This window comes from Paenisporosarcina sp. FSL H8-0542 (assembly GCF_038632915.1).
Classification (GTDB): domain Bacteria; phylum Bacillota; class Bacilli; order Bacillales_A; family Planococcaceae; genus Paenisporosarcina.
Genome location: NZ_CP152050.1, coordinates 2,957,051 through 2,982,437, shown reverse-complemented (window position 1 = coordinate 2,982,437; position 25,387 = coordinate 2,957,051). Strand labels below are relative to the sequence as shown.

Here is a 25,387-nt window from a genome sequence, read left to right as displayed (position 1 = left end):
TTCGCTTTTCTAATGAGAAGAGGTGTCCATGTGAGTTATGCAACGCAAAAGTTGGCTGAAGAAAAAGTATTTAAAGACCCGGTACACCGCTACATACATGTCCGCGATCAAGTGATTTGGGATTTGATTGGCGCGAGAGAATTTCAGAGATTGCGACGTATCAAACAACTCGGCACAACGTATCTCGTTTTCCACGGGGCTGAACATAGCCGCTTCAACCACTCACTGGGCGTTTACGAGGTTGTAAGACGCATCATTGACGATATATTTACAGGCCGACCTGAATGGGATGAATCTGAGAGACTGGTGGTTCTTTGTGCAGCACTTCTTCATGATCTCGGTCATGGTCCATTTTCACATGCGTTTGAACATGTGTTTGATCTGGACCATGAGAAATTCACGCAGGCTATTCTACTTGGAGACACTGAAGTAAATGAAATACTAAAACGTGTGGCTCCGGAATTTCCCCAACATGTGTCCGATGTCATTGCCAAAACATACGGCAATAAACAAGCGGTAAGTTTAATTTCAAGCCAGATCGATGCAGATCGCATGGATTATTTACAACGTGATGCGTATTTTACAGGCGTAAGTTACGGGCATTTTGATATGGAGCGTATTTTACGTGTCATGCGCCCGCGCGAAGATCAAGTCGTCATTAAACAAAGCGGCATGCATGCGGTAGAAGATTACATCATGAGTCGCTACCAAATGTACTGGCAAGTGTATTTCCATCCGGTGTCCCGCAGTGCGGAAGTAATTCTAACGAAAGCACTTCACCGTGCCAAAGAACTGAGTGAGAGTGGTTACACTTTTGCGTATGAACCGCGTCATTTCAAGACGTTCTTTGATCAAACATTTTCATTGACTGATTACATTGCACTCGACGAAGGCATTGTTATGACGTACTTCCAGGAATGGGTGCACGAAGAAGATGACATTCTCGCTGATCTATGCGACCGCTTTGTGAATCGTCGTTTATTCCAATACATTGAATTTGACCCGGCAAAGGATTACAGGAAACTGGCTGAACTCGAGAAATTGTTTAATAAAGCGGGCATCAGCCCTGCTTACTATTTGGTATTCGATTCGTCATCAGACTTGCCATATGATTTTTATCGACCAGGTGAGGAGGGCGAACGTGTGCCGATTCATTTATTGATGCCAAACAACGAACTACGTGAGCTATCGAGGTCTTCTGAAATCGTTGAAGCCATTTCAGGCAAACGAAGAACGGATCATAAATTGTATTTCCCCGAAGATTTACTGACAGAAGATACAAAGAAAAAAGCCGTGAAGAAGAAAATTTTAGAGTTGCTTTACGGACAAGCATAGAATAGGAGGTTGCATGAATTGTTAGAGGAACATGCGAAAATTGTCCAGTTCATCACGCTGGCGGGAGAAGTAACGGGGCGTAAGAAGCTCCAAAAAATGGTGTACATTGCGAAGAAAATGAACTTTCCATTCCAGGAAAAATACCAATTCCACATGTATGGGCCTTATTCAGAAGAGCTGACTTTACGTGTAGAGGAATTATGCAATATGGCGTTCTTGTCTGAGAAAAAAGAAGACAAAGGCTCTTACGTGCAATATACGTACGCATGTACCGAAGAAGGAAGTCAGTTTTTATCAACAGTGGATGGCAATCATCCAAAGCTCGATTTATGTATAGAGCGCTTGAATGATAAAAGTTCACGCTTTCTTGAAATGGTCTCAACTTTGTTATACTTCGACCATCTAGAACGCACAGAACAAGTAGAGAAATTGCATGTCGTTAAAGGGAAATTGAATTTTACGGAAACAGAAATTGAAGCGGCGTTTGACTTTATCAAGAATCTTCAAATGTGTATTCAGTAATACATATGAAAACATATAAAAGCAGAGCAATTCACATATGAATTCGCTCTGCTTTTTCTTTTTCTAAAAATGCACCTTTTAATAGGGTTTTATCCTATAATTGTAAAAAATGAAAAGGGGTAATAATATGCAAAGAATTTTTACCAAAAGATTATTATTGAGAGAATGGCAAGAGACCGACTATAAAGATTTATATGAGTATGCAAAAAGTGATTTGGTTGGACCAAACGCAGGTTGGAAACCTCATAAAGATGAGAAAGAAAGCAAAGATATTATTCAAATGTTTATTGCAAGTAAAGATACGTATGCAATAGAACTTATTTCTGAAAATAAGGTGATCGGCGGAATAGGACTTCATGACAGAAAGCCAGATGAACTATTATCACACTTAAGTCAAAAAGAAATAGGATATGTCTTAAATCCTAATTATTGGGGGAATGGATTTGTCCCTGAAGCTGTAAATGGCTTACTTAAATACGGATTTGAAGAATTAAACCTAGATATCATTTGGTGTGGACATTATGATTTCAATCTTAATTCTAAAAGGGTCAATGAGAAATGTGGATTCCAATACAAATTCAATAAAAAATTGATATTGGAAAGGTTAGATGGAAAAGAAGTCACCTGCCTATATTATTGTATTAATAAAACAGACTATGAGGTCGCTTCCCCGATTTGAAACTTATAAAAATAATGAACTTTAATATAAACACTTTGTCCGTTATCCCAAACGTTTGCGTACATAAATTGGCCAATGAAAAAAGCTAATTACATGGTCTAATGTAATCAGCTTAGGTCAATCATAATAAAGTGGGAATCCACATTATTAACTTATTTATCGCTAAACAGCTTTCCAGCTACTGCGTAATGATTTTTTGGCATATCTTCGATAAAGACAACTACGTTTTCAACAGGAGCATTTGTTGTTTCAGCAACAGCAGCGGTTACTTTTTCTACAAGCGCGCGTTTTTGATCGTCTGTGCGACCTTCAAGCATTTTTACAGTTACGTATGGCACTGGAGTTCCTCCTCTTTCACAAAAGTTTATCTATTCGTTATAATAACAGAACGGAGGGGACTAGCGTATGACAAATGAAGAAAAACCAAAACAAAAGCTTGGATTCACAATCATAAAAAATGATCCAACAGATGGTCACGGTGGTTTCGGTGTAGGTTCTTTGACACTTGAACATGTATCACCGGTCATCATTGACGTCGAAGAAAAAACCGCCAAAGTTGAAATTGGTGCCATGCATGCAAGAAGCGATACGGAACGCGGGATCAAATTCACAACGAATCGTGAAGATTCTGAAGGTGGTAAATTATTTTGGCTTGTATGGGTTACCATTGACCACAAAGCAACAGGACCCTACTATGCAGGTGTGACCGGATGTGAAATGGTCATCAACCGTGAAAAGCGCAGAGGATTCAAGATTCTGGCTGACCACGTAAACAAGATGGACAAATCAATGAAACGTCATATCATTGTTGACCAAATGGACGATTCATCTAAGGAAATATTGCGGGACTTTTTACAATCGCATAACCCAGAAATGTGGGCACGTAGTGAAGAAAAACTTCATCATGAATTGAATTCCTAATATTGTCAAACAGTTGTACAAAATGTGACATTTTCATGCACCTCTGTTCAATGGTTGAATATGTCGAAAAAAGCAAGTACACTTGAAACATAGCTGACAAAAAGTGAGCTAGGACAATTGGAAACGCGTCTGTACATGAGCGCCGTGAGACATTTGTGTCAAACCCAAGCCAAATGCCTCATGTTTCTCATGTCAGCGCCAACCAAGAAAAAAGCTTTCTGTTTCATCGGATAATCATTTCCGAGAAAGAGAAAGCTTTTTTATTTGTTTTTATTTGTTTTTAATAGTTATTGGAAAAGCCTTATTGGTCCCCTCGAAAAGTTCATTCGAGGGGTATTTTTGTTGGGGGAAAATGGCTGTAAAGAAATAAACTCTGATTGAAAGGGAATAAACCTTAATCGTCATCATCGTTTCTAAAGAAAGAAAACGGGAACAGTGACCATGGATCGTCGCTATCCATTTCAATAACTTCATCGGCATCCTCATTTGTTTTCACATCTTCCAACAATTGTTTCTGTAGCTTCGGATCGGTACAAAGCCGTTTTGGTATGTCTTCTTTTTTTACATACATTAAGCGCTGTTTCGTACAGGCTGAAACTGCCAGACCGCCAGTTTCGATATCCACAATGACACCGGTCACACCTTTAGGAGGCAAGAATGGTTCGGCGGTTACGCCTTGATGAACTCTCTCCATGTAATCAATCCAAATATTTTTCGTTGCTTGTTTGTCTTCTGCTAGCTGGAGCTGCTTGCCGGCGTCATATCCATTCCAAACACCCGTTGTTAAAGTTGGGGTATATCCAACGAGTACTTGATCGGAAATCGTCGTTCCCGATTTGGCCGCATATGGTCGCGTTTGTTTTCCGCGAATCGACAATCCGGTTGCCGGCGCATAATCGTTGAAAACGGGGTCAAACATGCCGGTCATTAAGTGCGTTAAAATAAACGCATCTTGAGCTGACATGACACGGTCATCATCATCCCGTTCTTTCGGGTCTGCTTCAAAAACGACTTCGCCATGACTGTCTCTAATTGATAGCACGGTCCGAAACGGTTGATCGATGCCGCCATTCGCTATTTTATTAAAAGCGCCAGTCAAGTTTTTCAACGTCACTTCGGACGTGCCGAGTGCCATTGCTGGCGTTTCCTGCACGGAGGTTTCAACTCCTAAGCGCTTTAATAACGATTCAAACGGTTTATAGCCTACCTTCTCAAGTGTTTTTACGGCATATATATTATCTGAAATGGCTATTGCCTGTGCCAATGAAATCGGATGATTCGCAAACTCGCCGTTAACATTTTTAGGCTCGTATTGCGAACGGCCATTGTCATAGGTGAAAATGGTGCGCTCGCTCTCAAGGAATGTCAAAGGGGAGAACCCTTCTTCAAGAGCCGCTGCATATAACAGTGGTTTGATGGTGGATCCAGGTTGGCGTTTTGCCTGAGTCACACGGTTAAATGAACTTTCCGAATAATTGCGCCCACCGATTAATGCCGTTACATAACCTGTTTCAGGTTCCATACTGACAAATCCTACTTCCAGGCTGTCTTTCGGCATCCAGTCAGCGACTACTTCTTCTGCGACTTTTTGATGTTGGGTGTTCAAAGTGGTTTCGATTGTCCAGCCACCTTCAGCGATGGCGCGTCCTTTTTTGGCTAAAATACGATCCGCTTCAGCCCATGCTTCGTCGAGGAAGTAAGGTGCTACCGATTTAGTTCCCTTCCATTCCTCATTTTTCAAAACAATTTGCTCATCACGTGCACGTCGCACGGCTTCTGTTGATACCATTTCCTGTGATTCCATTAAGCCAAGGACTATGTTTTGGCGTTTGTAGGCGTTCTCTTCATTGATCAACGGTGAATAAATACTCGGCCCTTTTGGAATCGAAATGAGCAAAGCTGATTCAGCCAACGTCAGGTCCTTACTTGGCTTGCCAAAATAAAAGCGGCTTGCGGCTTCCACTCCGTACATGCCATGACCGAAGTACACCGTGTTTAAATAACCTTCCAACAATTCATCTTTCTCATAAAAGGTTTCCATACGGTAAGCAAACAGGGCTTCTTTCGCTTTACGAGTCCAAGTTTTATCATGGGTTAAATATAGATTTCGGGCATACTGCTGAGTAATGGTACTCGCGCCCTCCACTTTTTTCATGGCTTTTACATCTTTTAATAAAGCCGTCGCAATTCGTGTGTAATCGAAACCATGATGCTCGTAAAATTCCTGATCTTCAACTGCCAAAATGGCGTCACTTATAAAAGGGGACATCTCCTCTAACTTCACCCAGTAGCGTCTTTGCTCGGCAAAACGGTCCCCGATGGAATGGCCGTTGCGATCTAAAAACACGGTTGCCTGAGGGACGGCAAGAGATGGTGGACCAAGAATTTGTGCATATATACGCAATGCCAAAAGAATAGTGCACAATGCACTGATTGACACAATGGAGTACCAGATAACGGATCGAAGCTTTTGGTGCTTTCGTTTTTTTTGTTGTAAGTCAGCTCGTCGCAATTGCTTTCACTCCGTTCATCCATGCTTTTTAGTAGTATGGTAAATTCATGGGAGGATTAAACGCGTGAATAGAGAAAATGACAAATGCAAAAACGAGTAGTATATCATTTTTAGGCAGCTAAATGATTCAGTTACCAAATCAAAAATAGAACTGTTAAGAAATAATAGTTGCACTTTTGTCAAAAACATCTATACTTTTTCTGTATTTGTTTTTCGGCAGACCGCGTTCACTTTCGCTACATGCCGGGAACGGATCCACTAACCTCGTAAGTAAAGGAGAATGCATTATGGCTGGATTTTGGTTTACAGAAAAACAAACCGAGAACTTTGGCATTACGATGAAGGTGAACCGTACCTTGCATACGGAGCAAACGGATTTCCAATTGCTCGAAATGGCGGAAACGGCTGAATGGGGCAATATGTTATTCCTGGACGGCATGGTAATGACTTCGGAAAAAGACGAATTCGTATACCATGAAATGGTGGCACACGTGCCTTTATTCACACATCCAAACCCAGAGAACGTTTTAGTTGTCGGTGGCGGAGACGGTGGGGTAATTCGTGAAATCATGAAACACCCACAAGTGAAAAAAGCGACACTTGTAGACATCGATGGCAAAGTTATTGAGTACTCGAAAAAATATTTACCAACAATCGCATCAGAATTGGAAAACCCACGTGTCGATGTACAAGTAGGAGACGGTTTCATGCACATTGCTGAATCTGAGAACCAATACGATGTCATCATGGTAGATTCAACAGAACCTGTAGGTCCAGCAGTGAACTTGTTCACAAAAGGCTTCTATGCAGGTATTTCAAAAGCGCTAAAAGAAGATGGAATTTTCGTTGCACAGTCGGACAACCCTTGGTTCACACCAGATTTAATCAAGCAAGTTCAAAAAGACGTGAAAGAAATTTTCCCTATCACTCGTTTATATACGGCAAACATCCCTACGTACCCAAGTGGTCTTTGGTGCTTCACACTTGGATCGAAAAAATACGATCCTTTGACAGTAGAAGATGCACGTTTCCACGAAATCGACACGAAATACTACACGAAAGAATTGCATAAAGCAGCATTCGTGTTACCGAAGTTCGTGAAAGATTTAGCGGGGGAATAATTAATGAGATTTGATGAAGCCTATTCAGGCAATGTGTTTATTAAAAGTCATCCAAATTACGACGAATCACAAGCTGTCATTTACGGCATGCCGATGGACTGGACAGTTTCCTACCGTCCAGGTTCACGATTCGGTCCACAACGTATTCGTGAAGTGTCAATCGGCCTTGAAGAATACAGTCCGTATTTGGATCGTGACCTTGACGAAGTAAATTACTTCGATGCAGGGGATATTCCGTTACCTTTCGGGAACCCGCAAAAAAGTTTGGACGAAATCGAAACGTTCGTGACAAAATTGTTAGCTGACGGAAAAGTTCCAGTCGGAATGGGTGGCGAGCACTTAGTGTCTTGGCCAGTTATGAAAGCTGTCGCTGCAAAGTATCCGGATTTGGCAATCATTCACATGGACGCACATACTGATTTACGTGAATCTTACGAAGGAGAAGCACTTTCACACTCCACACCAATTCGTAAAATCGCCGATCACATCGGTCCAAAAAATGTTTACTCATTCGGTATTCGTTCAGGCATGAAAGAAGAATTTGTCTGGGCAAAAGAAAACGGCATGCACATTTCAAAATTTGAAGTGCTGGAGCCGTTAAAAGAAGTGTTGCCAACATTGGCAGGGCGTCCAGTATACGTAACAATCGACATTGATGTACTTGATCCTGCACACGCACCAGGTACTGGAACAGTCGACTGCGGAGGTATTACATCTCGTGAATTACTGGCGTCTATCCATGCGATTGCAGGTTCAGACGTAAACGTCGTTGGCTTCGACTTAGTGGAAGTAGCGCCAATTTACGATTCATCTGAACAAACTGCAAACACTGCAAGCAAACTCATCCGTGAAATGCTTTTAGGCTGGGTAAAATAAATGCGTAAAGCGCCACTCTAGCTCGACTCCGAAGTTGGAAGCAAAGTTTACTGTGTGCCAAGTAACTGCAGGCACACCGGGAGGCTAAGTTCCTAGCCTCGTGTCGGAGCGCCTTCATGACCCACATCCTGTGGGCCTAAGCGGAGGTGCGACCTGGCGCTTGGAGCTAGACAATAATAAAAGCGTGATGCTCTCATTTCTGAGAAGCATCACGCTTTTTTATTTGTGAAATGAATGACGCGATTACGTCCGTTCGCTTTCGCCTCATACATAGCTGAATCAGCAGCACTATAAAGTTCCTGAATCGTTGAGCCATTATCCGGATAGGAACTGACTCCCACGGATACCGTAATTGAGACTTCCAGGTTATCTGAAACGAGGAATGGGGTGCTTGCCACACAGGAGCGTATGCGTTCACCTAGATAAAGTCCCATTGCAGGAGGGGAATTAGCAATCAATACGGCAAATTGTTCGCCGCCATTTCGTGTGACGTATCCCTCATTTTCCGAAACGAGATCCTTCAGACGCTTGCCAAGTTCCCTTAATATTTCATCGCCCGCTGGATGACCGTAAATATCATTCACTTTTTTGAAAGAATCGATATCGATGGAAATCATGCTGAAAGGCTTGGTTGATTCTGTAATGTAAGAATGTGTCAGCTGATGGAATTTGCGATTATTATAAAGACCAGTCAGATAATCGGTCTCTGATAATAATTCAGTATGACGGATTTTCTTAAAATGCTCGTTTAATTCGATTAAAATGAACAGTACAGTAAAGAATGAAAAGGCGGAATAAATGATATAGTACAGGACTTCGTGAACGTTATTCAATGCTGGATACATGATATAGACGATTAAAAGAGCAGTTTGAGCAGTTGCATAATAAAAATAAAGATGAGCATTTCTAAATGTCATCCTATATTTAAAACTGAACGCCCCAATCACAATTCCCATGAGGATAACGTTCAATCCTGCAAGAATTCCAGTCGTAGTGAATTCCTCCAGGATAAACATCCGTGTCACACCAATAATCAGTCCGCTGATGATAGGAGCAATCGGTCCGCCAAAAATTCCAGAAATCACAATTACTACGTGTCTTGCATCAAGTATAATCAAATCAGACAGATTGACAGCGGATTCCATTAAGATAAAACCAGCCAATCCAGCAATAATTCCAATGATATAAGGATGTGTTTTCGGGAAAGGGAAATTCGATCGCACAACATCTTGGAAGGGCCAATAGGACAAAACCGCGAAAGTGAATAAAATACAAAAGTTAATAAGTAATTCGAAAAGCATGACTTTTCCTCCGTGAGAAATTCTAGCGTTAGTATAACATACCTAAAAAAACGATTAAGTAAATTTTAACAAATTATTACAATATCGATGTCCTTTAAAACGACATTTGAAATAAAGTATATAAATCACTTATAATAAAAAGGTTATAGAAAAGCGTAAAGCGCCGTTTTAGGTCGACGCCGGTGCTGGAAGGTCCGATGCGAAAGTTCACTTTCGCCTGAGGAACTGAAGCTTAGGTGCGGCCTGGCGCTTGAAGCTAGACATAGAAAAGCGTAAAGCGCCGTTTTAGGTCGACGCCGGCGCAGGAAGGTCCGATGCGAAAGTTCACTTTCGCTGAGGAACTGAAGCTTAGGTGCGGCCTGGCGCTTGAAGCTAGACATAGAAAAGCGTAAAGCGCCGTTTTAGGTCGACGCCGGCGCTGGAAGGTTCGATGCGAAAGTTCACTTTCGCCTGAGGAACTGAAGCTTAGGTGCGGCCTGGCGCTTGAAGCTAGACATAGAAAAGCGTAAAAGCATTTCCTTGGTAAGGAAATTAAACAAAATCACAAGGAAGCGGGTGGACTTGTTATGAATACAAAAGTAAAAGTAAGGTTAAAAACGACCATCCGGCAACCTAATGAAGAACCGGAAATCTATGAATTATGGGCAAATGGCACTTTGATTGAAAAAGATGAGACATCCTATTTAAAATATGCGGAAGTTCAAGATGACAAAGATGTGAACACCACTGTCAAAATGGGTGAAACCGAAGCCCTGGTACTGCGAAGCGGCGGAATTAATATGCGTCTCCCTTTTATTAAGGACTCAGAGCAGACAGGCAGTTACGATAGCGAATATGGCATGTTGATGGTGACAACCAATACACGGCAGATGACGTTTGAGCAAAATGAACACGACGGCCATTTTGTCGTTCAATATGATTTAGACGTGAGCGGGCAACCCGTTGGCGAATACACACTTGAATTTCATTACACGGAGGGATCGCAATGAACGCAGTAGAACAAGTTCAACAATCCATTAAAGAAGCATTACAGAAAGCTATATTGAAAGCCGAATTAACTGATTCAGAAGGAATGCCTGGCATTCATTTGGAATCCCCACGTGATAAAGCGAATGGTGATTACGCTACAAACATTGCGATGCAGCTGACGAAGCTTGCGAAGAAGCCACCTCGTGCTATTGCTGAAGCTATTTTGGAAAACCTTGATACAACTGGCACAGTTATCGAGAAAATCGAAATTGCCGGTCCAGGATTTATTAACATCTCAATTCGCAAAGATTACTTGGCGGACGTGGTGAAAGCTGTCTTGGAACAAGGTGCTGATTATGGCCGTTCAAAAGCTGGCGCTGGTGAAAAAATTCAAGTGGAGTTCGTTTCGGCGAATCCAACAGGTGATTTGCATTTAGGGCATGCCCGTGGTGCATCAGTCGGAGATTCATTATGTAATGTATTGGATTTTGCAGGCTATGACGTGTCACGTGAATACTATATCAATGACGCCGGGAACCAAATCAACAACTTGGCACATTCATTGGAAGCGCGCTACAAGCAAGCATTGGGTCAAGATGCTGACATGCCTGAAGATGGCTATCACGGTCAAGATATCATTGATATCGCAAAAGAGATGGCAAGCGAGCATGGCGATGCATTGCTTCAGATGTCTGCTGAAGAACGCTTTGCATTCTTCCGTTCACATGGTCTAAAAGTGGAACTTGCAAAACTTCAAAAAGATTTAGCTGATTTCCGTGTTAACTTTGATGAGTGGTATTCAGAAACTTCTCTATACGAAAACGGCAAGATTGAAGTCGCTTTGGATAAATTACGTGCGAATGGTCACGTATTTGAAGAAGAAGGCGCAACTTGGTTCCGTTCGACAACATTTGGCGATGACAAAGACCGCGTGCTGATTAAAAACGACGGTTCATTCACTTACTTAACACCTGATGTTGCATATCATGAAGACAAAATTGCACGCGGTTTTGATAAATTAATCAACATTTGGGGAGCGGACCACCATGGTTACATCCCACGTATGAAAGCGGCAATCCAAGCACTTGGATATGATCGCGATACGCTTGAAGTAAGCATTATTCAAATGGTTCAATTGTATAAAGACGGCGAAAAAATGAAGATGAGTAAACGTACTGGTAAAGCCGTCACGATGCGTGAACTTGTTGAAGAAGTTGGTTTGGATGCTGTTCGTTACTTCTTCGCGATGCGTTCTGGCGATTCACATATGGACTTCGATTTAGATTTAGCTGTCTCACAATCAAATGAAAATCCTGTGTATTATGCACAGTATGCACACGCGCGTATCAGCTCGATTTTACGTTCTGCTGAAGAGCAAGGATTCAGTGCTTCGGATGCTCAATTGGATTTATTGCAAGCTGAAAAAGAAATAGATGTTCTGAAGAAAATGGGTGACTTCCCGCAAGTTGTGGCTGATGCAGCGAAAATCCGCTCACCACACCGCGTTGCGACATACATCCAAGAACTTGCAGCAACCTTCCATAGTTTCTACAATGCAGAAAAAGTATTGGATGCAACGAACGAAGACATGACACGTGCACGTCTTGCCCTTATTACGGCAGTCCGCACAACTATCGCAAATGCCCTACGTCTGATTGGTGTAAGCGCACCTGAAAAAATGTAATTTTAATAACCAAAGCCATTTCACTCGAAAGATGTGGAATGGCTTTTTTGGTGCCCGGCACCGCATGCAAATTTAACGAAATTCAGATAAGTGAATGCGAAATCTAGATAAACGTATTCGAATTCGAGATAAAGCCTCATGAAATGCAGATAACGCAACTTGAATTCCAGATTTCCACCCTCGAAATGGAGAAATCTTCAATTTCACGCAATCCGAGTCACCCACAAAAACCTTCTCGACACCCATCAGAAATCCTGTATAATGAAAAATGAATTACATAGCCCCAACACGAAGGTGCTCTGCTTCAATCGCAGAGTTAAAAGGGAAGTCGGTTCAAATCCGACGCGGTCCCGCCACTGTATGTGAGAGGAAGCGCATCAAGTCACTGAAGCAAACTTAGCTTTGGGAAGACGCGCCAACCACTGATCACAAGCCAGGAGACCTGCCTACGTGCGCAACACCCGCAACCCTACGAGGATAGGAATGGTGTGAATCAGCTCGTGCTCATTTTAGCAAAAGCCTAAATTCAACCAACCATCTTCCGACAAAAAGCGGAGGATTTTTTTGTGTCCAAAAACATAAACATAAACATCAAGGAGGAAATCAACAATGAAAAAGATTTGGCAATTATGGCTCGCAACTGCGCTTGCAGCGATATTATTAACAGCATGTGGGCAGGAAGAAGCAAAACCTGCAGACAGCAAAACACAAGAGACAGAAGTTGGACAAGAGGCTTCCCAATTTCCTCTAACAATTAAGGATGTCACTGATAATGAAATCACATTGGAAGAAGCACCAAAAGCAATCGTTTCAATGATTCCAAGCAATACAGAAATTTTGTATGCTCTTGGCTTAGAAGAAGAAGTAGTGGGAGTTTCGGATTACGATAACTACCCAGAAGAAGTTGCTTCTAAAGAAAAAATTGGTGGACAAGAATTTAATGTAGAAAAAATTATTTCTTTAAATCCAGATTTAGTACTTGCACATGAATCAGGTCTCGGAGTAGGTGAGGCTGGAATTAAACAATTGCGTGATGCAGGGTTAAACGTGTATGTTGTGAAATCTGCAGTAAGTTTTGATGAAGTGTATGACACGATGGCTACTATTGGCCAAGCGACAGGTAAGATTAAAGAAGCTGAAGAAATGGTACAAACAATGAAGGATGAAGTAGCAACGATTCAAGAAAAGGCTTCAACCATTGAAACGAAGAAAAAAGTATTTGCGGAAATATCTCCAGCTCCAGAAATTTATACAGCAGGTAAAAACACATTTATGAACGAAATGATCGAAATATTGAACGCAGAAAATATTGCATCAGATCTAGAAGGTTGGATCATGATGGACCCTGAAGAAATTGTAAAGCGTAATCCGGATGTAATATTAACAACTTACGGAAACTATGTACCAGATGCAGCGGAGCAAGTTTTGGCTCGTGAAGGTTTTGGTACAGTTACAGCTGTGAAAAACAAGGCAGTAATGGATGTGGATGGTGATACGACAAGTCGTCAAGGTCCTCGTTTAACAGAAGGCTTATTAGAATTGGCAAAAGCAATTCATCCTGAGGTCTTCAGTGAATAAAACCTGGTTTGCCTATGTAGCTTCTGTATTCGTACTGATTGCTGCTGTGCTGGTTGGGGTAACGGCTGGATCGGTTTCGATTCCTGTGCAAGTCTTGTGGAATCCTGACATGGATGAAGCTGCATCAAACATACTTTGGAATATTCGCATACCTCGTGTTGTGCTAGCTGGTTTAGTTGGTGCATCACTTGCTATAGCGGGAGCAGCTTTCCAAGGATTGTTGAAAAATCCATTAGCGGATCCATATACGTTAGGAGTGTCGTCCGGTGCCTCAGTTGGCGCCGTGGTGACACTCTTTTTCGGAATTTCTGTACCCTTTCTAGGCTTGTTCACATTGCCAGTTTTCAGTATGCTCGGTGCTTTTTTAACTATGGTTACTGTTATGAGTTTTGCCAAGCTCATAGACCGCGCGATGAAGATGGAAACGATCATTCTCACAGGAATAATATTTAGTGCATTTTTGGGATCTGTCATCTCTCTTATGATTTCACTTTCAGGTGAAGAGCTCCGTCAAATTATTGGCTGGTTGCTTGGTAGTGTGTCAATGCGAGGTTGGCCCTATGTCACAATGGCATTACCGTTTATGACGATCGGTTTTTTACTATTATGGCTAAATCGACGCGAGCTTAATGCATTAGTTTTTGGCGAGGAACGTGCCATGCATTTAGGTGTAAATGTGAAACGACGTAAAATGATGATTTTAACAGGAGGTTCGATTTTAACTGGTGCTGCGGTATCGGTTTCTGGAACCATTGGCTTTGTTGGTCTCGTCGTTCCACATATGACACGTATGTTGTGGGGATCGGATCATCGTCATGTATTACCCTTATCATTTATAAATGGTGCTTCATTACTCATTATTTGTGACTTAGTGTCGCGAACCATAATTTCACCGTCTGAGCTACCAATAGGCGTAATTACAGCCTTCATTGGTGCACCAGTGTTTGCGTTTATTTTTTGGAAACAACGAAGAAAGGTGGGTGCGTAATCATGCTAAAAGTCGAAGGATTAACAGGTGGTTATCACGACTCACCGGTTGTAAAAGACGTGTCTTTTCATGTTGTTAAAGGGGAAGTTCTTGGGATATTAGGTCCAAATGGGAGTGGAAAGTCGACCTTACTGAAAATCATTAGTGGTGTACTTCCTTTGAAAGCAGGTACGGTCAAATTAGGTAGCAAACCAATCGAAACATATACTACAAAAGAACTCGCTAAGCATATGGCTGTGTTACCTCAATTACACGCAAATGCTTTTTCATATACAGTGCGAGACACGATTTCTCTGGGGAGATACCCTCATCAAAGTGGATTCTTTTCATCTTGGTCTGAGAAAGACGAGCAAGCAATTCAAGATGCAATGCAGCTAACCGACGTGAAAATGTATGAGCATGTCTATCTCGATCAGCTTTCTGGAGGAGAACAACAACGTGTTTTTGTGGCGCAAGCACTTGCACAGCAAGCAAAAGTGTTATTACTGGATGAGCCAACAAACCATTTAGACATTGCACATCAACAACAATTGTTGGACACGATTAGAATGCAAGCCACTAAGAATGGATTAACAATCATCTCAGTATTTCATGACATAAATTTAGCTTCCTTGTATTGCGATCGGTTGTTATTAATGGAAGATGGCGAAGTGAAAATAATTGGTGAACCGCATGCGGTACTAAAACAAAAACAGCTAGAAAGTGTCTACAAAGCTCGGGTAAGAAGCCACCCACATCCAGAACAACCGAAACCACAAATTACATTATTGCCAAATTTGAGTGAATTGCAGGAAGAGCACATCATTAAGAAAGACCATTTTGCTGTGTCAAATGAGTATGTGGTCATGCAAGCAAACTTCCCATTAAAAACAGTATCATCAGCAGTTGTAAATCCGGGGTTTGGTTGGTACCGTACGTTTGTTAATCGTCATGTGAAAGCTGATTATGAATGTGACGATAGCACAAACGAGATGTTTGATTATCTGCAAGCACAAGGATTTCCGACAACAGATACAGTGGGAATGATGACGGCTGTTCAAACGAAACATGTGGTCATTGAAGAGTATGGTGGAACTTTTGGATCCATTATCATTGCCGTTACAGCGGGCGTAGGAAATGCAGTGGATGTGTCAAAAGCATTTGACCGCGAAGACGAACTTTATGTAGGTACGATTAATACCTGGATAATTGTCAATGGGAAATTATCTGACGAAGCATTCATTCAAGCTATGATTACAGCGACAGAAGCAAAAACAAAAGCTCTTCAAAACGAAGATGTAAGAGACTCTATAACAAATACACTTGCAACTGGAACCTCCACGGACAGTTTACTTATAGCGGCTACCCAAAAAGGGGATCTTTTACCGTATGCTGGACCTATTACAGAGCTAGGGAAATGCATTGGGCGAGGCGTTTTTGAGTGTACTACACTAGCTATCAAACGTTATAAAGTAGCGAAAGGACTTTAAGTATGTCTGCTCATATCATCGCGCTTACTTTCGGCTTACTCCTTGATCGAATAATAGGTGATCCACCCAATTGGACACACCCGGTTCGATGGATTGGTAGATTAATAACAAATTTAACTACTTTGTTGAATAAAGGCCGTCATCGAAAAATCAAAGGAATAATCCTTTTGATATCGGTTGTTGCGGTTACATTCGCTAGCGTATTTGCCTTGGTGTTCACAGCATACAAGATTCACTTTGTTTTTGGCATCGTTGTTGAAAGTATTTTGTGTGCAATAGGGTTTGCCCAAAAAAGCTTGAAAGACGCCGCGATGTCCGTTTATCAACCACTAGTTAATGGTGACTTGAAAGAAGCTAGAATGAAACTATCATGGATTGTCGGTCGCGATACTGAAAAGTTATCTGAATCAGAAATTACACGAGCTGTGGTAGAAACTGTCTCAGAAAATACAAGTGACGGGATAACAGCTCCACTTTTCTTCGCATTTCTTTTCGGGGCACCTGGGCTTTGGTTATATAAAGCAGTGAATACCTTAGATTCGATGGTGGGTCACGAAAATGAGAAGTTTCAAGACTTTGGTTATGCTTCTGCCAAAATGGATGATGTGTTGAACTATATCCCGAGCAGAGTCACAGGCTATATCATTCTTACATGGACAAAAAATTTTAGTAAACAAACCCTTCGCACTCGATTAGCTAATTGGTGGAAAGATGCCAAAAAGCATCCAAGCCCAAATAGTGGGTACTTGGAAGCTGCGACTGCCTATCAACTTGGCGTGCAACTGGGAGGTCTTAATATGTATAAAGGAATTCCTTCTAACCGTCCACGTATGGGAATTTCAGAAAACCCGCTTCGAGCAATTCATATTTTATATACAATCCGTCAAATGCATATCGCTATATTTCTGTTTTGGATAATGATGATGGTTATCGGGGGTGTTTTAAGTGGCATTACCTAACCATGGTGCAAATCCACATCATCTATATAAAAGTTTGGGAATTAATCCTCCCGAACGAATGATAGACTTTAGTGAAAACGTCAATCCATTCGGTCCCCCTACCTCAATACAAACTGACTGGTACAAATTCCAACCGTTTATGATGGGGTATCCAGATCCACTTGGTGAACCTTTTCGAACAGCAATCGCTGAGTATCACAACATCTCGCCTTACTCCATTTTCGTTGCAAATGGAGCCGCAGAAATATTTTCATTGCTTGCACAAAGGTACAGAGGCAAACGAGCGATAATCGTTCACCCAACTTTCTCTGAATATGAAACGACTTTAAGAGCACGCGAAGTGGAAATTGTGAACTTGCACATGACTGATATCATTACGGGTGAATACCCGATTGATGAAATGAAAATGCATATGCAACAAGCCGAAGTCCTATACTTATGTACACCGAATAACCCAACTGGCACATTGCTAAAACGCAAAGTGTTAGTGGATTTAGTAGAATACGCGAAAAAAGTAAACTGTGACATCGTATTGGACGAAGCCTTCATTGATTTCATTTCAGAACAATCATCATTAATTTCTGACATAAATTTTAGTCATTTGATTATTGTTCGCTCAATGACAAAAATGTACGCAATGCCTGGTCTAAGGCTAGGATACATGGCAGCAGCCCCTTCCATAGTCAAAGAAATTCGACAACTGGCACCACATTGGAATGTAAATAGGATAGCAACTGAAATTGGCTCTCTCGTATTAAAAGATGAAGAGTTCCGGCAGAAAACAATTCTTCATAGCAAAAACATGCTGCTCGACATGAGTGCTTTTCTAAAAGCAAAAGGTTGCGAAGTAACACAATCACAAGCCAACTTTTTATTGTTTAAGTTACAACAACCAGACAGTGAATTTTTCCAATACTTTTTAAGACAAGGGTTGGTTTTAAGACATACCGAGAATTTTCAAGGACTTGACGGTCAATGGTACAGAATTGGTATGAAGACCGCAGAAGATATGGAAATCCTTAAAAAGGAGTTAACAGTATGGTTCGAGGCACGCTAACATTTATCTCTGGCGGTGTACGAAGTGGAAAAACGGGTTTTGCTGAAGAATGGCTAATGAATCAATCTTGTTCGCGACTAATCTATCTCGCGACGGGCGTTGCCAACGACAGTGAAATGGAACAACGAATCAAACGACATCAACAGGATCGAAAAGACTATAAAAACAACTGGCTGACGATTGAACAACCTCGTCAAATAGAAGAAGTTCTGCCATCCATCCAACCTGGTGATGGGGTTCTGATTGACTGCATCACTACGTGGTTAGCTAATGAATTGTACGAAGGATGGGCAATGGATGACCCATGCTTTAAACGTGAAAACTGCATGCATGAAAAAGAGAGACGTTTCCATGAAACGATTAGTTCGTTGCTGAAAAACGGGACAACCGTAGTCGTCATTTCTAATGAAGTATTAGATGAGCCTATTTCGAAAATTCCAGATGTAGTAATCTATCAGCAATGGCTGGGAATGCTCCACCAGTGGCTCGTCAAAGAGAGTGATTATGCATATGAACTTACATATGGACTAGCAAAGAAGTGGAAGTAAGGGGGAATACATATGCACGGTATTATGATACAAGGGACAGCTTCTAACGTCGGAAAGAGCATGATCTGTACAGCACTTTGCCGGTTATTTGCAAATGAGGGTTTTCATGTAGCACCATTTAAATCTCAAAATATGTCGACCTTTTCTACAAAAATAGGTAATGGATTAGAAATCAGTACCGCTCAATTTGCACAGGCAGAAGCGGCGAAAGTTCAACCTCTTCCACAAATGAACCCTATTTTATTAAAGCCCTCTGGACATATGTCTTCTGAAGTATGGTTGTTAGGTGAAAAAGTGGAGGAAATGTCCGGGGTAGCGTATCGTGAATCTTTTTATGATCATGGTTTGACAGTTATCAAACAATCGCTTTCGTTTGTGAGTGAGCACTATGATGTAGTTGTGTTAGAAGGAGCTGGAAGTCCAGTAGAAGTAAACTTAACTGACCGAGAACTTGTCAATATGAAAATTGCTGATTTAGCGGATGTGCCAGTATTGCTTGTTGCTGATATTGAACGTGGTGGAGTTTTTGCAACAATCGTTGGGACTCTGGAATTATTGTCTTCAAATCATCGGGATCGAGTAAAGGGGATCATTATTAATAAGTTTCGTGGAGATAAGGAATTGTTTCAGGAGGGCGTATCATTTATTGAGTCCTACACAGGAATTCCAGTTCTCGGCGTTATTCCATTTATGGATAACCACGAAATTGAAGAGGAAGATTCTTATATTACTCAACATGATTCAATTTCAAACAAGTCTGGTGAAGATAAATATGATGAATGGGCTCTTCATGTTGCATCCCATTTAGATTGGGAAAAAATAAAGAATATGGTGAAGCTACCATGATACGCGGGGTATTGCTTGCTCTACAATTTTTTACCATTATCCCAATTAATAAAGAACTGAATATGAATCGGAAATCAGTAACGATGATGTTTGCCACTCTCCCCTGGATAGGGGGGGCATTCGGGCTGATCACTTCAATTGTTTGGTTGTATCTTGATGTAAGTCCTCTTTTTTTAGCATTTACCATCGTGTTAATCGGTATTGTGCTTTCAGGTGGACTGCATCTGGATGGATTTGCTGATACGAGTGATGCCTTTTTTTCTTATCGTAACCAAGATAAACGCCATGAAATATTAGACGATCCACGGATTGGTGCTTTTGGCACAATGGCTTTACTATTCCTTATTGTGGGAAAAATCGTTTTGCTTGCAGAGATAATTACGCAAAACGGGATGAAGTGGGAGTGGTTAGTGGTTAACCCGTTTTTAGCGAGAGCAACAATGGTTTACTACTTTCTCATTACACCTGAAGCAAAGGATAAAGGATTGGCAGCTTTCTTTAAAAAACGTTATGACCACAGAATGTTACTCACAGCGACATTCATTTCAATTGCTATAGGCCTTGGATTTATCGTTATTGTCGGTGTGGAAATGTTATTTGCCATCACCACACTTGTTGCTCTGTTAATTTGTGCACATGCATATAAACTTTGGACGAAAAAACATTTCGGAGGAGTCACGGGAGATGTCTCAGGTGCTTTCGTTGAAGGGATGGAAGTGATATTATGGCTGTTGATTTTCGTCTTACTTTAATACGGCATCTGCCGACCTTAGCGAATGTTGAAAGACGCTACATCGGTTGGAGTGACGAATCAATTAACCAGTTGTCATATGTAGATATTCAAGGGATTTTGTCCCCGGAGATTATTTACGGAAGTGACCTAATACGGTGCCATCAAACAGCTTCCATTTTTTATCCTAAATCATCCTACCAAAGTTCACCAGCTTTTCGTGAGATGTCCTTTGGTGACTGGGAGCTAAAGACTTATGAGGACTTAAAGGAAGATGCCAACTATCAAAAGTGGGTGTCTAATCCAGATGAAATATCCCCTCCAAACGGTGAGTTTTTACACCAGATGGCTACACGCGTTCTAATTGGTCTAAAAAGTATTCCTTGCAATCATCCAGTTGTAGTAACACATGGTGGACCTATTCGTATTGTGCTCCATAAGTTTGCACCAGATGTGCGTGATTTTTGGTCAAGGGATGTCAAACACGGGGACAAATGGACATTACACTGGGACAGTCGTAAGAGCTTTGAGGAGGAAAGAAGATGCAAGTCTATATCGGTGGAGCGAATAACGGCAAGCGAGCGTATGTCAGACAACTAGTAGTTGAACAAGAAGTGCAATGGATTGAATGTGCAGATAATAAGGACTTGCCAAAAGCGAACGCTCAGACAATCGTTCTTGCTGGGGTGGAAGCTTTTGTTGAGCATCATATAAACAGTCCAGAAGAACGGGTCATTCAAGATTTCATGAAAACATTAAATACATATCGCGCACAAAGTGATGTCATATTGATTGTGACAGAAAACGGACGTGGAATAGTACCAATCGAAGCCGAAACACGTGAACTTCGAGATCGATTTGGCAGGTTATGCCAACAGATTTTCAAAGAAGCAACAAACGTTACACGTATTTGGTATGGCTTAACTGAATCATTAAAATAGCACTTCAAATCACTTCAAGGGGGACAATCAAGTTGAGAATATATACACGAACTGGAGACAAAGGACAAACAAGTTTAATTGGGGCACGCGCAGATAAAGATGATCCACGAGTTGAAACTTATGGAACAATTGATGAAGTGAATTCGTTTATTGGCAAAGCAATGACAGAACTAGATCCAACCATTTTCACGGACTTGCTTACAGACTTAGAAGCAATTCAAAATGAATTATTCGATTGTGGCGGAGATTTAGCAAACGTCAAGCCAAATCGGACATATAAAATGACAGAAGAGCCAGTAGAAGTATTAGAGAAACGAATTGATGAACTAATGGAAGAACCGCCAATGCTCGAACGATTTATTTTACCAGGAGGATCACCAGCTGCCGCAACTCTGCATATCGCGAGAACTGTAACACGTCGTGCTGAAAGACAAATGGTGACCTTGATGAAAGTAGAAGAAGACATACCTACTGTAGTGCAACGTTATTTGAATCGCTTGTCAGACTATTTGTTTGCTGCTTCACGAGTAGCCAACTCGCGGGTCAACGTACCAGACAACGAATACGTGCGTTCTGCAAAAGTTTTTAGAAATGGTGGACGAGCGAAAAAAGTGGAGGAATAATCGATGAATGTTCGTTTAATAACAGTAACCGCTATGGTTGCAACTTTATGTGCGATTGGTGCGCTCGTCAAATTACCTGTGGGAATCGGTTCGGCAGCTTTAGACGCAGTGCCTGCGTTAGTTTCCATTGCAATTTTACCACCTGTATTTTCAGGAATAGCGGCATCGGTCGGTCATTTAGTGTCTGCTTTATCAATAGGAATGCCATTAGGACCATTTCATGCATTAATTGCAGTAGAAATGTTTGGGATACTGTGGATTTTTGCAGTACTTCATCAAAAAGGATGGATTAGATGGAAATGGCTTTTTTTCATTTTAGCTAATAGCGTAATTGCTCCGCTACCATTTTACTTTTTGATTAGTCCTGCTTTTTTCTATGGAGCTGTGCCATCATTATTACTTGCTTCATGTTTAAATGCAGTCATTGCATTTTTATTAGAACCAGTAATGAAGCGACTATTTCAGAGAGTCGTTGTTAAATGAGAAATGCGCTGAAATTGGCTAACGGATTTGTCGTTACAACTGATAACTCTGGAGGTATAGGTGAAAAACAAGCCGATCTTGTATTTGCACCAAATGATGTCGTCAGTTATTTTGCAGCTCGTGTAGCATTACTCGAACAGTGGGCTGCAAATGCCCAAGTGGAATCTGTAATTATCCACAACTTTTCAGGTGAAGCTGCATGGCAAGGTTATGTTCAAGGTGTTAATCGAATCCTGAAAGACTTAGATTTAGAGCGTATTTTAGTAACAGGCAGTAGTGAAACTAATATGGACCTTTTACAATCCGCTATGTCAGTTACAATGATTGGTCATTGCAGAGAAGTTTTTAAGAGTGATGTTACTTGGTTTATTTATGGCCAACCCTTTGTGGGTAATGAAGTACTTGAGAATTCTAAAGTCATAGCTGACTTGAAAAAAGTGAAGTTAGCAATAGATGGTGGTTTTGTGACGTCTATCTGGCCAGTCGGATCAAAAGGGATTCAGGAAGAGGTCAGGATTCTGTTTGCAAATGATAAACTATTTGTTCATTCGGATGTGGATGTCGAAAAGTCAGCTGGACCTTGTACTGTCGTTTTAGTTGGTGTCAAAAAAGAATCAATCGAGCGAGCATCAATTCATTTTGGTAATGAATTGAGAGAATTAACGATAAATCATTAATCCTTCAGACACAGCTGAAGGATTTTTTTCTTTCCAGTTTTTAGTAAAAGGAAGCTAAGATATAGCTACTTAGTATGTTCTGCTAATGAATGGTGACACCTCATTTTTAGATTTGGAGGATATTCATTTCACTGAAAACTTCTAATATTTCCTATTGACTGAATGCTCATTCAGTTTTAAACTATAACTTAACATCGACAATAATCCATCAATCTACTAAACTATGTCATTAGAAAGATTAACTATTGTTTAACAAAGGGAAGGGGAGAGAGCGATGAACCCGTTATTAATTGCAAACTGGTTTTTATTCTTAGTTGTAACCGCTTACGCAGTTGGTCTTTTTACTTATTTGCTGAAGACACGCTATGAATACATCAAACTCGGCAAGAAAGAGGAGTTTGAAGATAACTTCAAAGAGCGTATGCGAAAAATTATGGTCAATGTATTTGGTCAAAAGAAATTATTGAAGGATAAGAAAAGCGGAATCATCCATGTGATGTTCTTCTACGGATTTCTTCTTGTACAATTTGGGGCAATCGATTTCATCTGGAAAGGCTTGAAGCCTGGGTCACATTTACCTTTAGGGCCATTGTATCCTGCATTCACATTCTTCCAGGAAGTCGTCACACTGATGATTCTTGTTGCGGTCGTGTGGGCATTCTACCGTCGCTACATAGAAAAATTGGTGCGTTTGAAACGTGGATGGAAATCAGGACTAGTTCTTATATTCATCGGCGGTTTGATGGTTTCCGTATTAGTCGGAAACGGCATGGGAATGATCTGGCATGATCACGCAGCGACATGGGCGGAGCCAGTTGCATCTTCTATCGCAACGATTTTTGGATTCCTGCCTGAAACAGCAGCCATTACGATTTTCTATATCATGTGGTGGGTTCATTTGCTATTCCTGCTTACATTCTTAGTGTACGTGCCTCAATCGAAGCATTTCCACTTGATTACAGGACCTGCAAATACGTACTTCAACCGTACGGATAACGTCGGAAAACTTCGTCCAATTAATTTTGAAGAAGCTGAAGATGAAGAATCGGAAGAAGAAGCGTCATTCGGTGTTGGTAAAATTCAAGATTTATCACAAAAGCAATTGATCGACTTATATGCTTGTGTAGAATGTGGACGTTGTACGAATATGTGTCCAGCTACAGGAACAGGCAAAATGCTGTCACCGATGGACTTAATTACAAAACTACGTAACCATTTAACAAATACAGGTGCTGTATTGACGCAACAAAAACCATGGGTTCCTGCAATGGCCTTCGCCAATACGCAAGGAAATCAATTGGCAGTGGCAGCTCGTGTGGATGGAGCAGTCATCGAAGATATTTATAACCCAGCATTAATCGGGGACGTTATTACAGAAGAAGAGCTTTGGGCGTGTACTACTTGTCGTAACTGTGAAGACCAATGTCCAGTAATGATCGAACACGTATCCCACATCATCGACCTTCGCCGTTACTTAGTCATGACAGAAGGACGTATGGACGGAGATGCTCAACGTGCGATGACAAACATCGAACGCCAAGGAAATCCTTGGGGGCTTAACCGTAAAGAAAAAGAAAACTGGCGTGACGCACGTCCAGACGTGCACATTCCAACAGTGAAAGAAGTTTCTAAAGCTGGTGAAGAATTTGAATACTTGTTCTGGGTGGGCTCGATGGGTTCATTTGACAACCGTTCACAAAAAATCGCCTTGGCCTTCGCTCGTTTAATGAACGAAGCAGGCGTGAAATTCGCTATTCTAGGAAACAAAGAAAAGAACTCTGGCGATACACCACGTCGTTTAGGAAATGAATTCCTATTCCAGGAACTTGCCGGATCAAATATTTCCGAGTTCGAAAAAGCAGGCGTAACGAAGATTGTCACAATCGATCCGCATGCATACAATATCTTTAAAAACGAATACCCAGACTTCGGATGGAATGGAGAAGTCCTTCACCATACCGAAATGCTGTTTGACCTTGTACAACAAGGTCGCTTGAAACCGCAGCATACAATCAATGAAACCATCACGTTCCATGATTCATGTTACTTAGGACGTTACAACGACGTATACGATCCACCACGTGAAATCCTGCGAGCAATCCCAGGCGTCAAACTTGTGGAAATGGAACGTAACCGCGAAACAGGCATGTGCTGTGGAGCTGGAGGCGGCATGATGTGGATGGAAGAACATGTAGGGAACCGTGTGAACGTAGCACGTACAGAGCAAGCACTTGCCGTCAACCCAACCATGATTTCATCCGGATGTCCTTACTGCTTAACAATGCTATCCGATGGAACGAAAGCTAAAGAAGTAGAAGAAACAGTAGGCACATACGACATCGCAGAATTACTAGAACGTTCTGTACTCGGAGACTACATGCCTCCAGTAGAAGTGGAAGAAGAAGAACCAATCCTTCAATAGATTGATAAATTAGTAAATATTCGATACAATAAAATCAAATCAAAGAGGGAGTCGTAGCACTCCCTTTTCGTTTGAAGTAAAGTCGAGCGAGCGTTCAGTCAATAAAAAACTCGAAGAGTTTTTTATTTGCGACGAGTAACCGCAGG

At 41.3% G+C, this 25,387-nt stretch carries 25 protein-coding genes and 1 riboswitch; of the genes, 22 read left to right on the top strand and 3 right to left on the bottom strand.

The features are described from left to right. Positions 1-30 precede the first annotated feature (30 nt). The 3 genes from MHH33_RS14980 to MHH33_RS14970 all read left to right on the top strand — a co-directional run bounded on the left by MHH33_RS14980 (position 31) and on the right by MHH33_RS14970 (position 2,536). Positions 31-1,335, top strand: a complete 1,305-nt coding sequence (locus tag MHH33_RS14980) for an HD domain-containing protein (protein WP_342542195.1) — start codon at positions 31-33, stop codon at positions 1,333-1,335. A gap of 18 nt (positions 1,336-1,353) precedes the next feature. Beyond that, positions 1,354-1,857 (top strand): YwgA family protein, encoded by a 504-nt coding sequence (locus MHH33_RS14975; RefSeq protein WP_342542194.1) that lies wholly within the window; start codon positions 1,354-1,356, stop codon positions 1,855-1,857. 127 nt (positions 1,858-1,984) lie between these two features. Continuing rightward, the gene (locus MHH33_RS14970) at positions 1,985-2,536 is read left to right on the top strand and encodes a GNAT family N-acetyltransferase (RefSeq protein WP_342542193.1); all 552 of its coding nucleotides are present in this window, start codon (positions 1,985-1,987) and stop codon (positions 2,534-2,536) included. A gap of 152 nt (positions 2,537-2,688) precedes the next feature. On the opposite strand, the gene MHH33_RS14965 is transcribed toward MHH33_RS14970, so the two are convergent. After that, positions 2,689-2,874 (bottom strand): 2-hydroxymuconate tautomerase, encoded by a 186-nt coding sequence (locus MHH33_RS14965; protein WP_016428314.1) that lies wholly within the window; start codon positions 2,872-2,874, stop codon positions 2,689-2,691. A 67-nt stretch (positions 2,875-2,941) separates the two neighbouring features. Between MHH33_RS14965 and MHH33_RS14960 the strand changes: the two genes are divergently transcribed. After that, positions 2,942-3,457 carry a YwhD family protein gene (locus MHH33_RS14960; RefSeq protein ID WP_016428313.1) on the top strand — a complete coding sequence of 172 codons (516 nt, stop codon included), beginning with the start codon at positions 2,942-2,944 and terminating at the stop codon, positions 3,455-3,457. 394 nt (positions 3,458-3,851) lie between these two features. Here the strand turns inward: MHH33_RS14960 and MHH33_RS14955 are convergent, their stop codons facing one another. Next, positions 3,852-5,969, bottom strand: a complete 2,118-nt coding sequence (locus MHH33_RS14955; protein ID WP_342542192.1) for a PBP1A family penicillin-binding protein — start codon at positions 5,967-5,969, stop codon at positions 3,852-3,854. Positions 5,970-6,256: 287 nt separating this feature from the next. Between MHH33_RS14955 and speE the strand changes: the two genes are divergently transcribed. Together speE and speB are read left to right on the top strand one after the other, a co-directional pair. Then, positions 6,257-7,090, top strand: coding sequence for a spermidine synthase (gene speE / locus MHH33_RS14950; RefSeq protein ID WP_016428311.1), 834 nt, complete (start codon positions 6,257-6,259; stop codon positions 7,088-7,090). Positions 7,091-7,093: 3 nt separating this feature from the next. Continuing rightward, the gene (gene speB, locus MHH33_RS14945; protein WP_016428310.1) at positions 7,094-7,966 is read left to right on the top strand and encodes an agmatinase; all 873 of its coding nucleotides are present in this window, start codon (positions 7,094-7,096) and stop codon (positions 7,964-7,966) included. Between the two features lie 209 nt (positions 7,967-8,175). Here speB and MHH33_RS14940 read toward each other — a convergent pair whose 3' ends face one another. Further along, positions 8,176-9,267, bottom strand: coding sequence for a diguanylate cyclase (locus MHH33_RS14940; protein ID WP_342542190.1), 1,092 nt, complete (start codon positions 9,265-9,267; stop codon positions 8,176-8,178). A 566-nt stretch (positions 9,268-9,833) separates the two neighbouring features. Between MHH33_RS14940 and MHH33_RS14935 the strand changes: the two genes are divergently transcribed. The 16 genes from MHH33_RS14935 (at position 9,834) to MHH33_RS14860 (ending at position 25,241) form a co-directional block, all read left to right on the top strand. Further along, positions 9,834-10,256, top strand: coding sequence for a DUF1934 domain-containing protein (locus tag MHH33_RS14935; protein ID WP_342542189.1), 423 nt, complete (start codon positions 9,834-9,836; stop codon positions 10,254-10,256). Continuing rightward, a complete protein-coding gene (gene argS, locus MHH33_RS14930) occupies positions 10,253-11,920 on the top strand; it encodes an arginine--tRNA ligase (RefSeq protein ID WP_342542188.1) in 1,668 nt (555 codons plus the stop codon). The genes MHH33_RS14935 and argS overlap by 4 nt, the downstream gene beginning before the upstream one ends. A gap of 275 nt (positions 11,921-12,195) precedes the next feature. Beyond that, positions 12,196-12,385, top strand: a riboswitch (cobalamin riboswitch). A gap of 144 nt (positions 12,386-12,529) precedes the next feature. Beyond that, a complete protein-coding gene (locus tag MHH33_RS14925; protein ID WP_342542187.1) occupies positions 12,530-13,498 on the top strand; it encodes an ABC transporter substrate-binding protein in 969 nt (322 codons plus the stop codon). Next, on the top strand, positions 13,491-14,486 hold the full coding sequence (locus MHH33_RS14920) for an iron ABC transporter permease (RefSeq protein ID WP_342542186.1): 996 nt from the start codon (positions 13,491-13,493) through the stop codon (positions 14,484-14,486). Before MHH33_RS14925 ends, MHH33_RS14920 begins: the two co-directional genes overlap by 8 nt. Before the next feature lie 2 nt (positions 14,487-14,488). Continuing rightward, the gene (locus MHH33_RS14915) at positions 14,489-15,955 is read left to right on the top strand and encodes an adenosylcobinamide amidohydrolase (protein WP_342542185.1); all 1,467 of its coding nucleotides are present in this window, start codon (positions 14,489-14,491) and stop codon (positions 15,953-15,955) included. 2 nt (positions 15,956-15,957) lie between these two features. Next, positions 15,958-16,914, top strand: coding sequence for an adenosylcobinamide-phosphate synthase CbiB (gene cbiB / locus MHH33_RS14910; RefSeq protein WP_342542184.1), 957 nt, complete (start codon positions 15,958-15,960; stop codon positions 16,912-16,914). Then, positions 16,901-17,971 carry an aminotransferase class I/II-fold pyridoxal phosphate-dependent enzyme gene (locus MHH33_RS14905; RefSeq protein WP_342542182.1) on the top strand — a complete coding sequence of 357 codons (1,071 nt, stop codon included), beginning with the start codon at positions 16,901-16,903 and terminating at the stop codon, positions 17,969-17,971. Before cbiB ends, MHH33_RS14905 begins: the two co-directional genes overlap by 14 nt. Beyond that, positions 17,953-18,519: a bifunctional adenosylcobinamide kinase/adenosylcobinamide-phosphate guanylyltransferase gene (locus tag MHH33_RS14900; RefSeq protein ID WP_016428301.1), complete on the top strand. Its 567-nt coding sequence runs from the start codon at positions 17,953-17,955 to the stop codon at positions 18,517-18,519. Before MHH33_RS14905 ends, MHH33_RS14900 begins: the two co-directional genes overlap by 19 nt. 12 nt (positions 18,520-18,531) lie before the next feature. Continuing rightward, complete coding sequence (locus MHH33_RS14895) at positions 18,532-19,365, top strand: cobyric acid synthase (RefSeq protein WP_016428300.1); 834 nt, start codon at positions 18,532-18,534, stop codon at positions 19,363-19,365. After that, positions 19,362-20,117 (top strand): adenosylcobinamide-GDP ribazoletransferase, encoded by a 756-nt coding sequence (gene cobS, locus MHH33_RS14890; RefSeq protein ID WP_342542181.1) that lies wholly within the window; start codon positions 19,362-19,364, stop codon positions 20,115-20,117. The genes MHH33_RS14895 and cobS overlap by 4 nt, the downstream gene beginning before the upstream one ends. After that, positions 20,090-20,695: a histidine phosphatase family protein gene (locus MHH33_RS14885; RefSeq protein WP_342542180.1), complete on the top strand. Its 606-nt coding sequence runs from the start codon at positions 20,090-20,092 to the stop codon at positions 20,693-20,695. The genes cobS and MHH33_RS14885 overlap by 28 nt, the downstream gene beginning before the upstream one ends. Further along, complete coding sequence (locus MHH33_RS14880; protein WP_342542179.1) at positions 20,638-21,036, top strand: bifunctional adenosylcobinamide kinase/adenosylcobinamide-phosphate guanylyltransferase; 399 nt, start codon at positions 20,638-20,640, stop codon at positions 21,034-21,036. The genes MHH33_RS14885 and MHH33_RS14880 overlap by 58 nt, the downstream gene beginning before the upstream one ends. A 32-nt stretch (positions 21,037-21,068) precedes the next feature. After that, complete coding sequence (locus MHH33_RS14875; protein WP_016428296.1) at positions 21,069-21,659, top strand: cob(I)yrinic acid a,c-diamide adenosyltransferase; 591 nt, start codon at positions 21,069-21,071, stop codon at positions 21,657-21,659. Between the two features lie 3 nt (positions 21,660-21,662). Further along, positions 21,663-22,142: an ECF transporter S component gene (locus tag MHH33_RS14870; RefSeq protein WP_342542178.1), complete on the top strand. Its 480-nt coding sequence runs from the start codon at positions 21,663-21,665 to the stop codon at positions 22,140-22,142. After that, on the top strand, positions 22,139-22,819 hold the full coding sequence (locus MHH33_RS14865; protein ID WP_016428294.1) for a hypothetical protein: 681 nt from the start codon (positions 22,139-22,141) through the stop codon (positions 22,817-22,819). The genes MHH33_RS14870 and MHH33_RS14865 overlap by 4 nt, the downstream gene beginning before the upstream one ends. A 274-nt stretch (positions 22,820-23,093) precedes the next feature. Further along, positions 23,094-25,241, top strand: coding sequence for a heterodisulfide reductase-related iron-sulfur binding cluster (locus tag MHH33_RS14860; protein WP_016428293.1), 2,148 nt, complete (start codon positions 23,094-23,096; stop codon positions 25,239-25,241). The last annotated feature ends 146 nt before the right edge of the window (positions 25,242-25,387 follow it).

Coding starts and splice junctions, on each gene's coding strand:
- cobS (WP_342542181.1), top strand. CDS start 19,362: ATGATACGCGGGGTATTGCTTGCTCTACAATTTTTTACCATTATCCCA.
- speB (WP_016428310.1), top strand. CDS start 7,094: ATGAGATTTGATGAAGCCTATTCAGGCAATGTGTTTATTAAAAGTCAT.
- MHH33_RS14960 (WP_016428313.1), top strand. CDS start 2,942: ATGACAAATGAAGAAAAACCAAAACAAAAGCTTGGATTCACAATCATA.
- MHH33_RS14895 (WP_016428300.1), top strand. CDS start 18,532: ATGCACGGTATTATGATACAAGGGACAGCTTCTAACGTCGGAAAGAGC.
- cbiB (WP_342542184.1), top strand. CDS start 15,958: ATGTCTGCTCATATCATCGCGCTTACTTTCGGCTTACTCCTTGATCGA.
- MHH33_RS14900 (WP_016428301.1), top strand. CDS start 17,953: ATGGTTCGAGGCACGCTAACATTTATCTCTGGCGGTGTACGAAGTGGA.
- MHH33_RS14935 (WP_342542189.1), top strand. CDS start 9,834: ATGAATACAAAAGTAAAAGTAAGGTTAAAAACGACCATCCGGCAACCT.
- MHH33_RS14885 (WP_342542180.1), top strand. CDS start 20,090: ATGGCTGTTGATTTTCGTCTTACTTTAATACGGCATCTGCCGACCTTA.
- MHH33_RS14925 (WP_342542187.1), top strand. CDS start 12,530: ATGAAAAAGATTTGGCAATTATGGCTCGCAACTGCGCTTGCAGCGATA.
- MHH33_RS14940 (WP_342542190.1), bottom strand. CDS start 9,267: ATGCTTTTCGAATTACTTATTAACTTTTGTATTTTATTCACTTTCGCG.
- MHH33_RS14915 (WP_342542185.1), top strand. CDS start 14,489: ATGCTAAAAGTCGAAGGATTAACAGGTGGTTATCACGACTCACCGGTT.
- MHH33_RS14860 (WP_016428293.1), top strand. CDS start 23,094: ATGAACCCGTTATTAATTGCAAACTGGTTTTTATTCTTAGTTGTAACC.
- MHH33_RS14880 (WP_342542179.1), top strand. CDS start 20,638: ATGCAAGTCTATATCGGTGGAGCGAATAACGGCAAGCGAGCGTATGTC.
- argS (WP_342542188.1), top strand. CDS start 10,253: ATGAACGCAGTAGAACAAGTTCAACAATCCATTAAAGAAGCATTACAG.
- MHH33_RS14970 (WP_342542193.1), top strand. CDS start 1,985: ATGCAAAGAATTTTTACCAAAAGATTATTATTGAGAGAATGGCAAGAG.
- MHH33_RS14870 (WP_342542178.1), top strand. CDS start 21,663: ATGAATGTTCGTTTAATAACAGTAACCGCTATGGTTGCAACTTTATGT.
- MHH33_RS14865 (WP_016428294.1), top strand. CDS start 22,139: ATGAGAAATGCGCTGAAATTGGCTAACGGATTTGTCGTTACAACTGAT.
- speE (WP_016428311.1), top strand. CDS start 6,257: ATGGCTGGATTTTGGTTTACAGAAAAACAAACCGAGAACTTTGGCATT.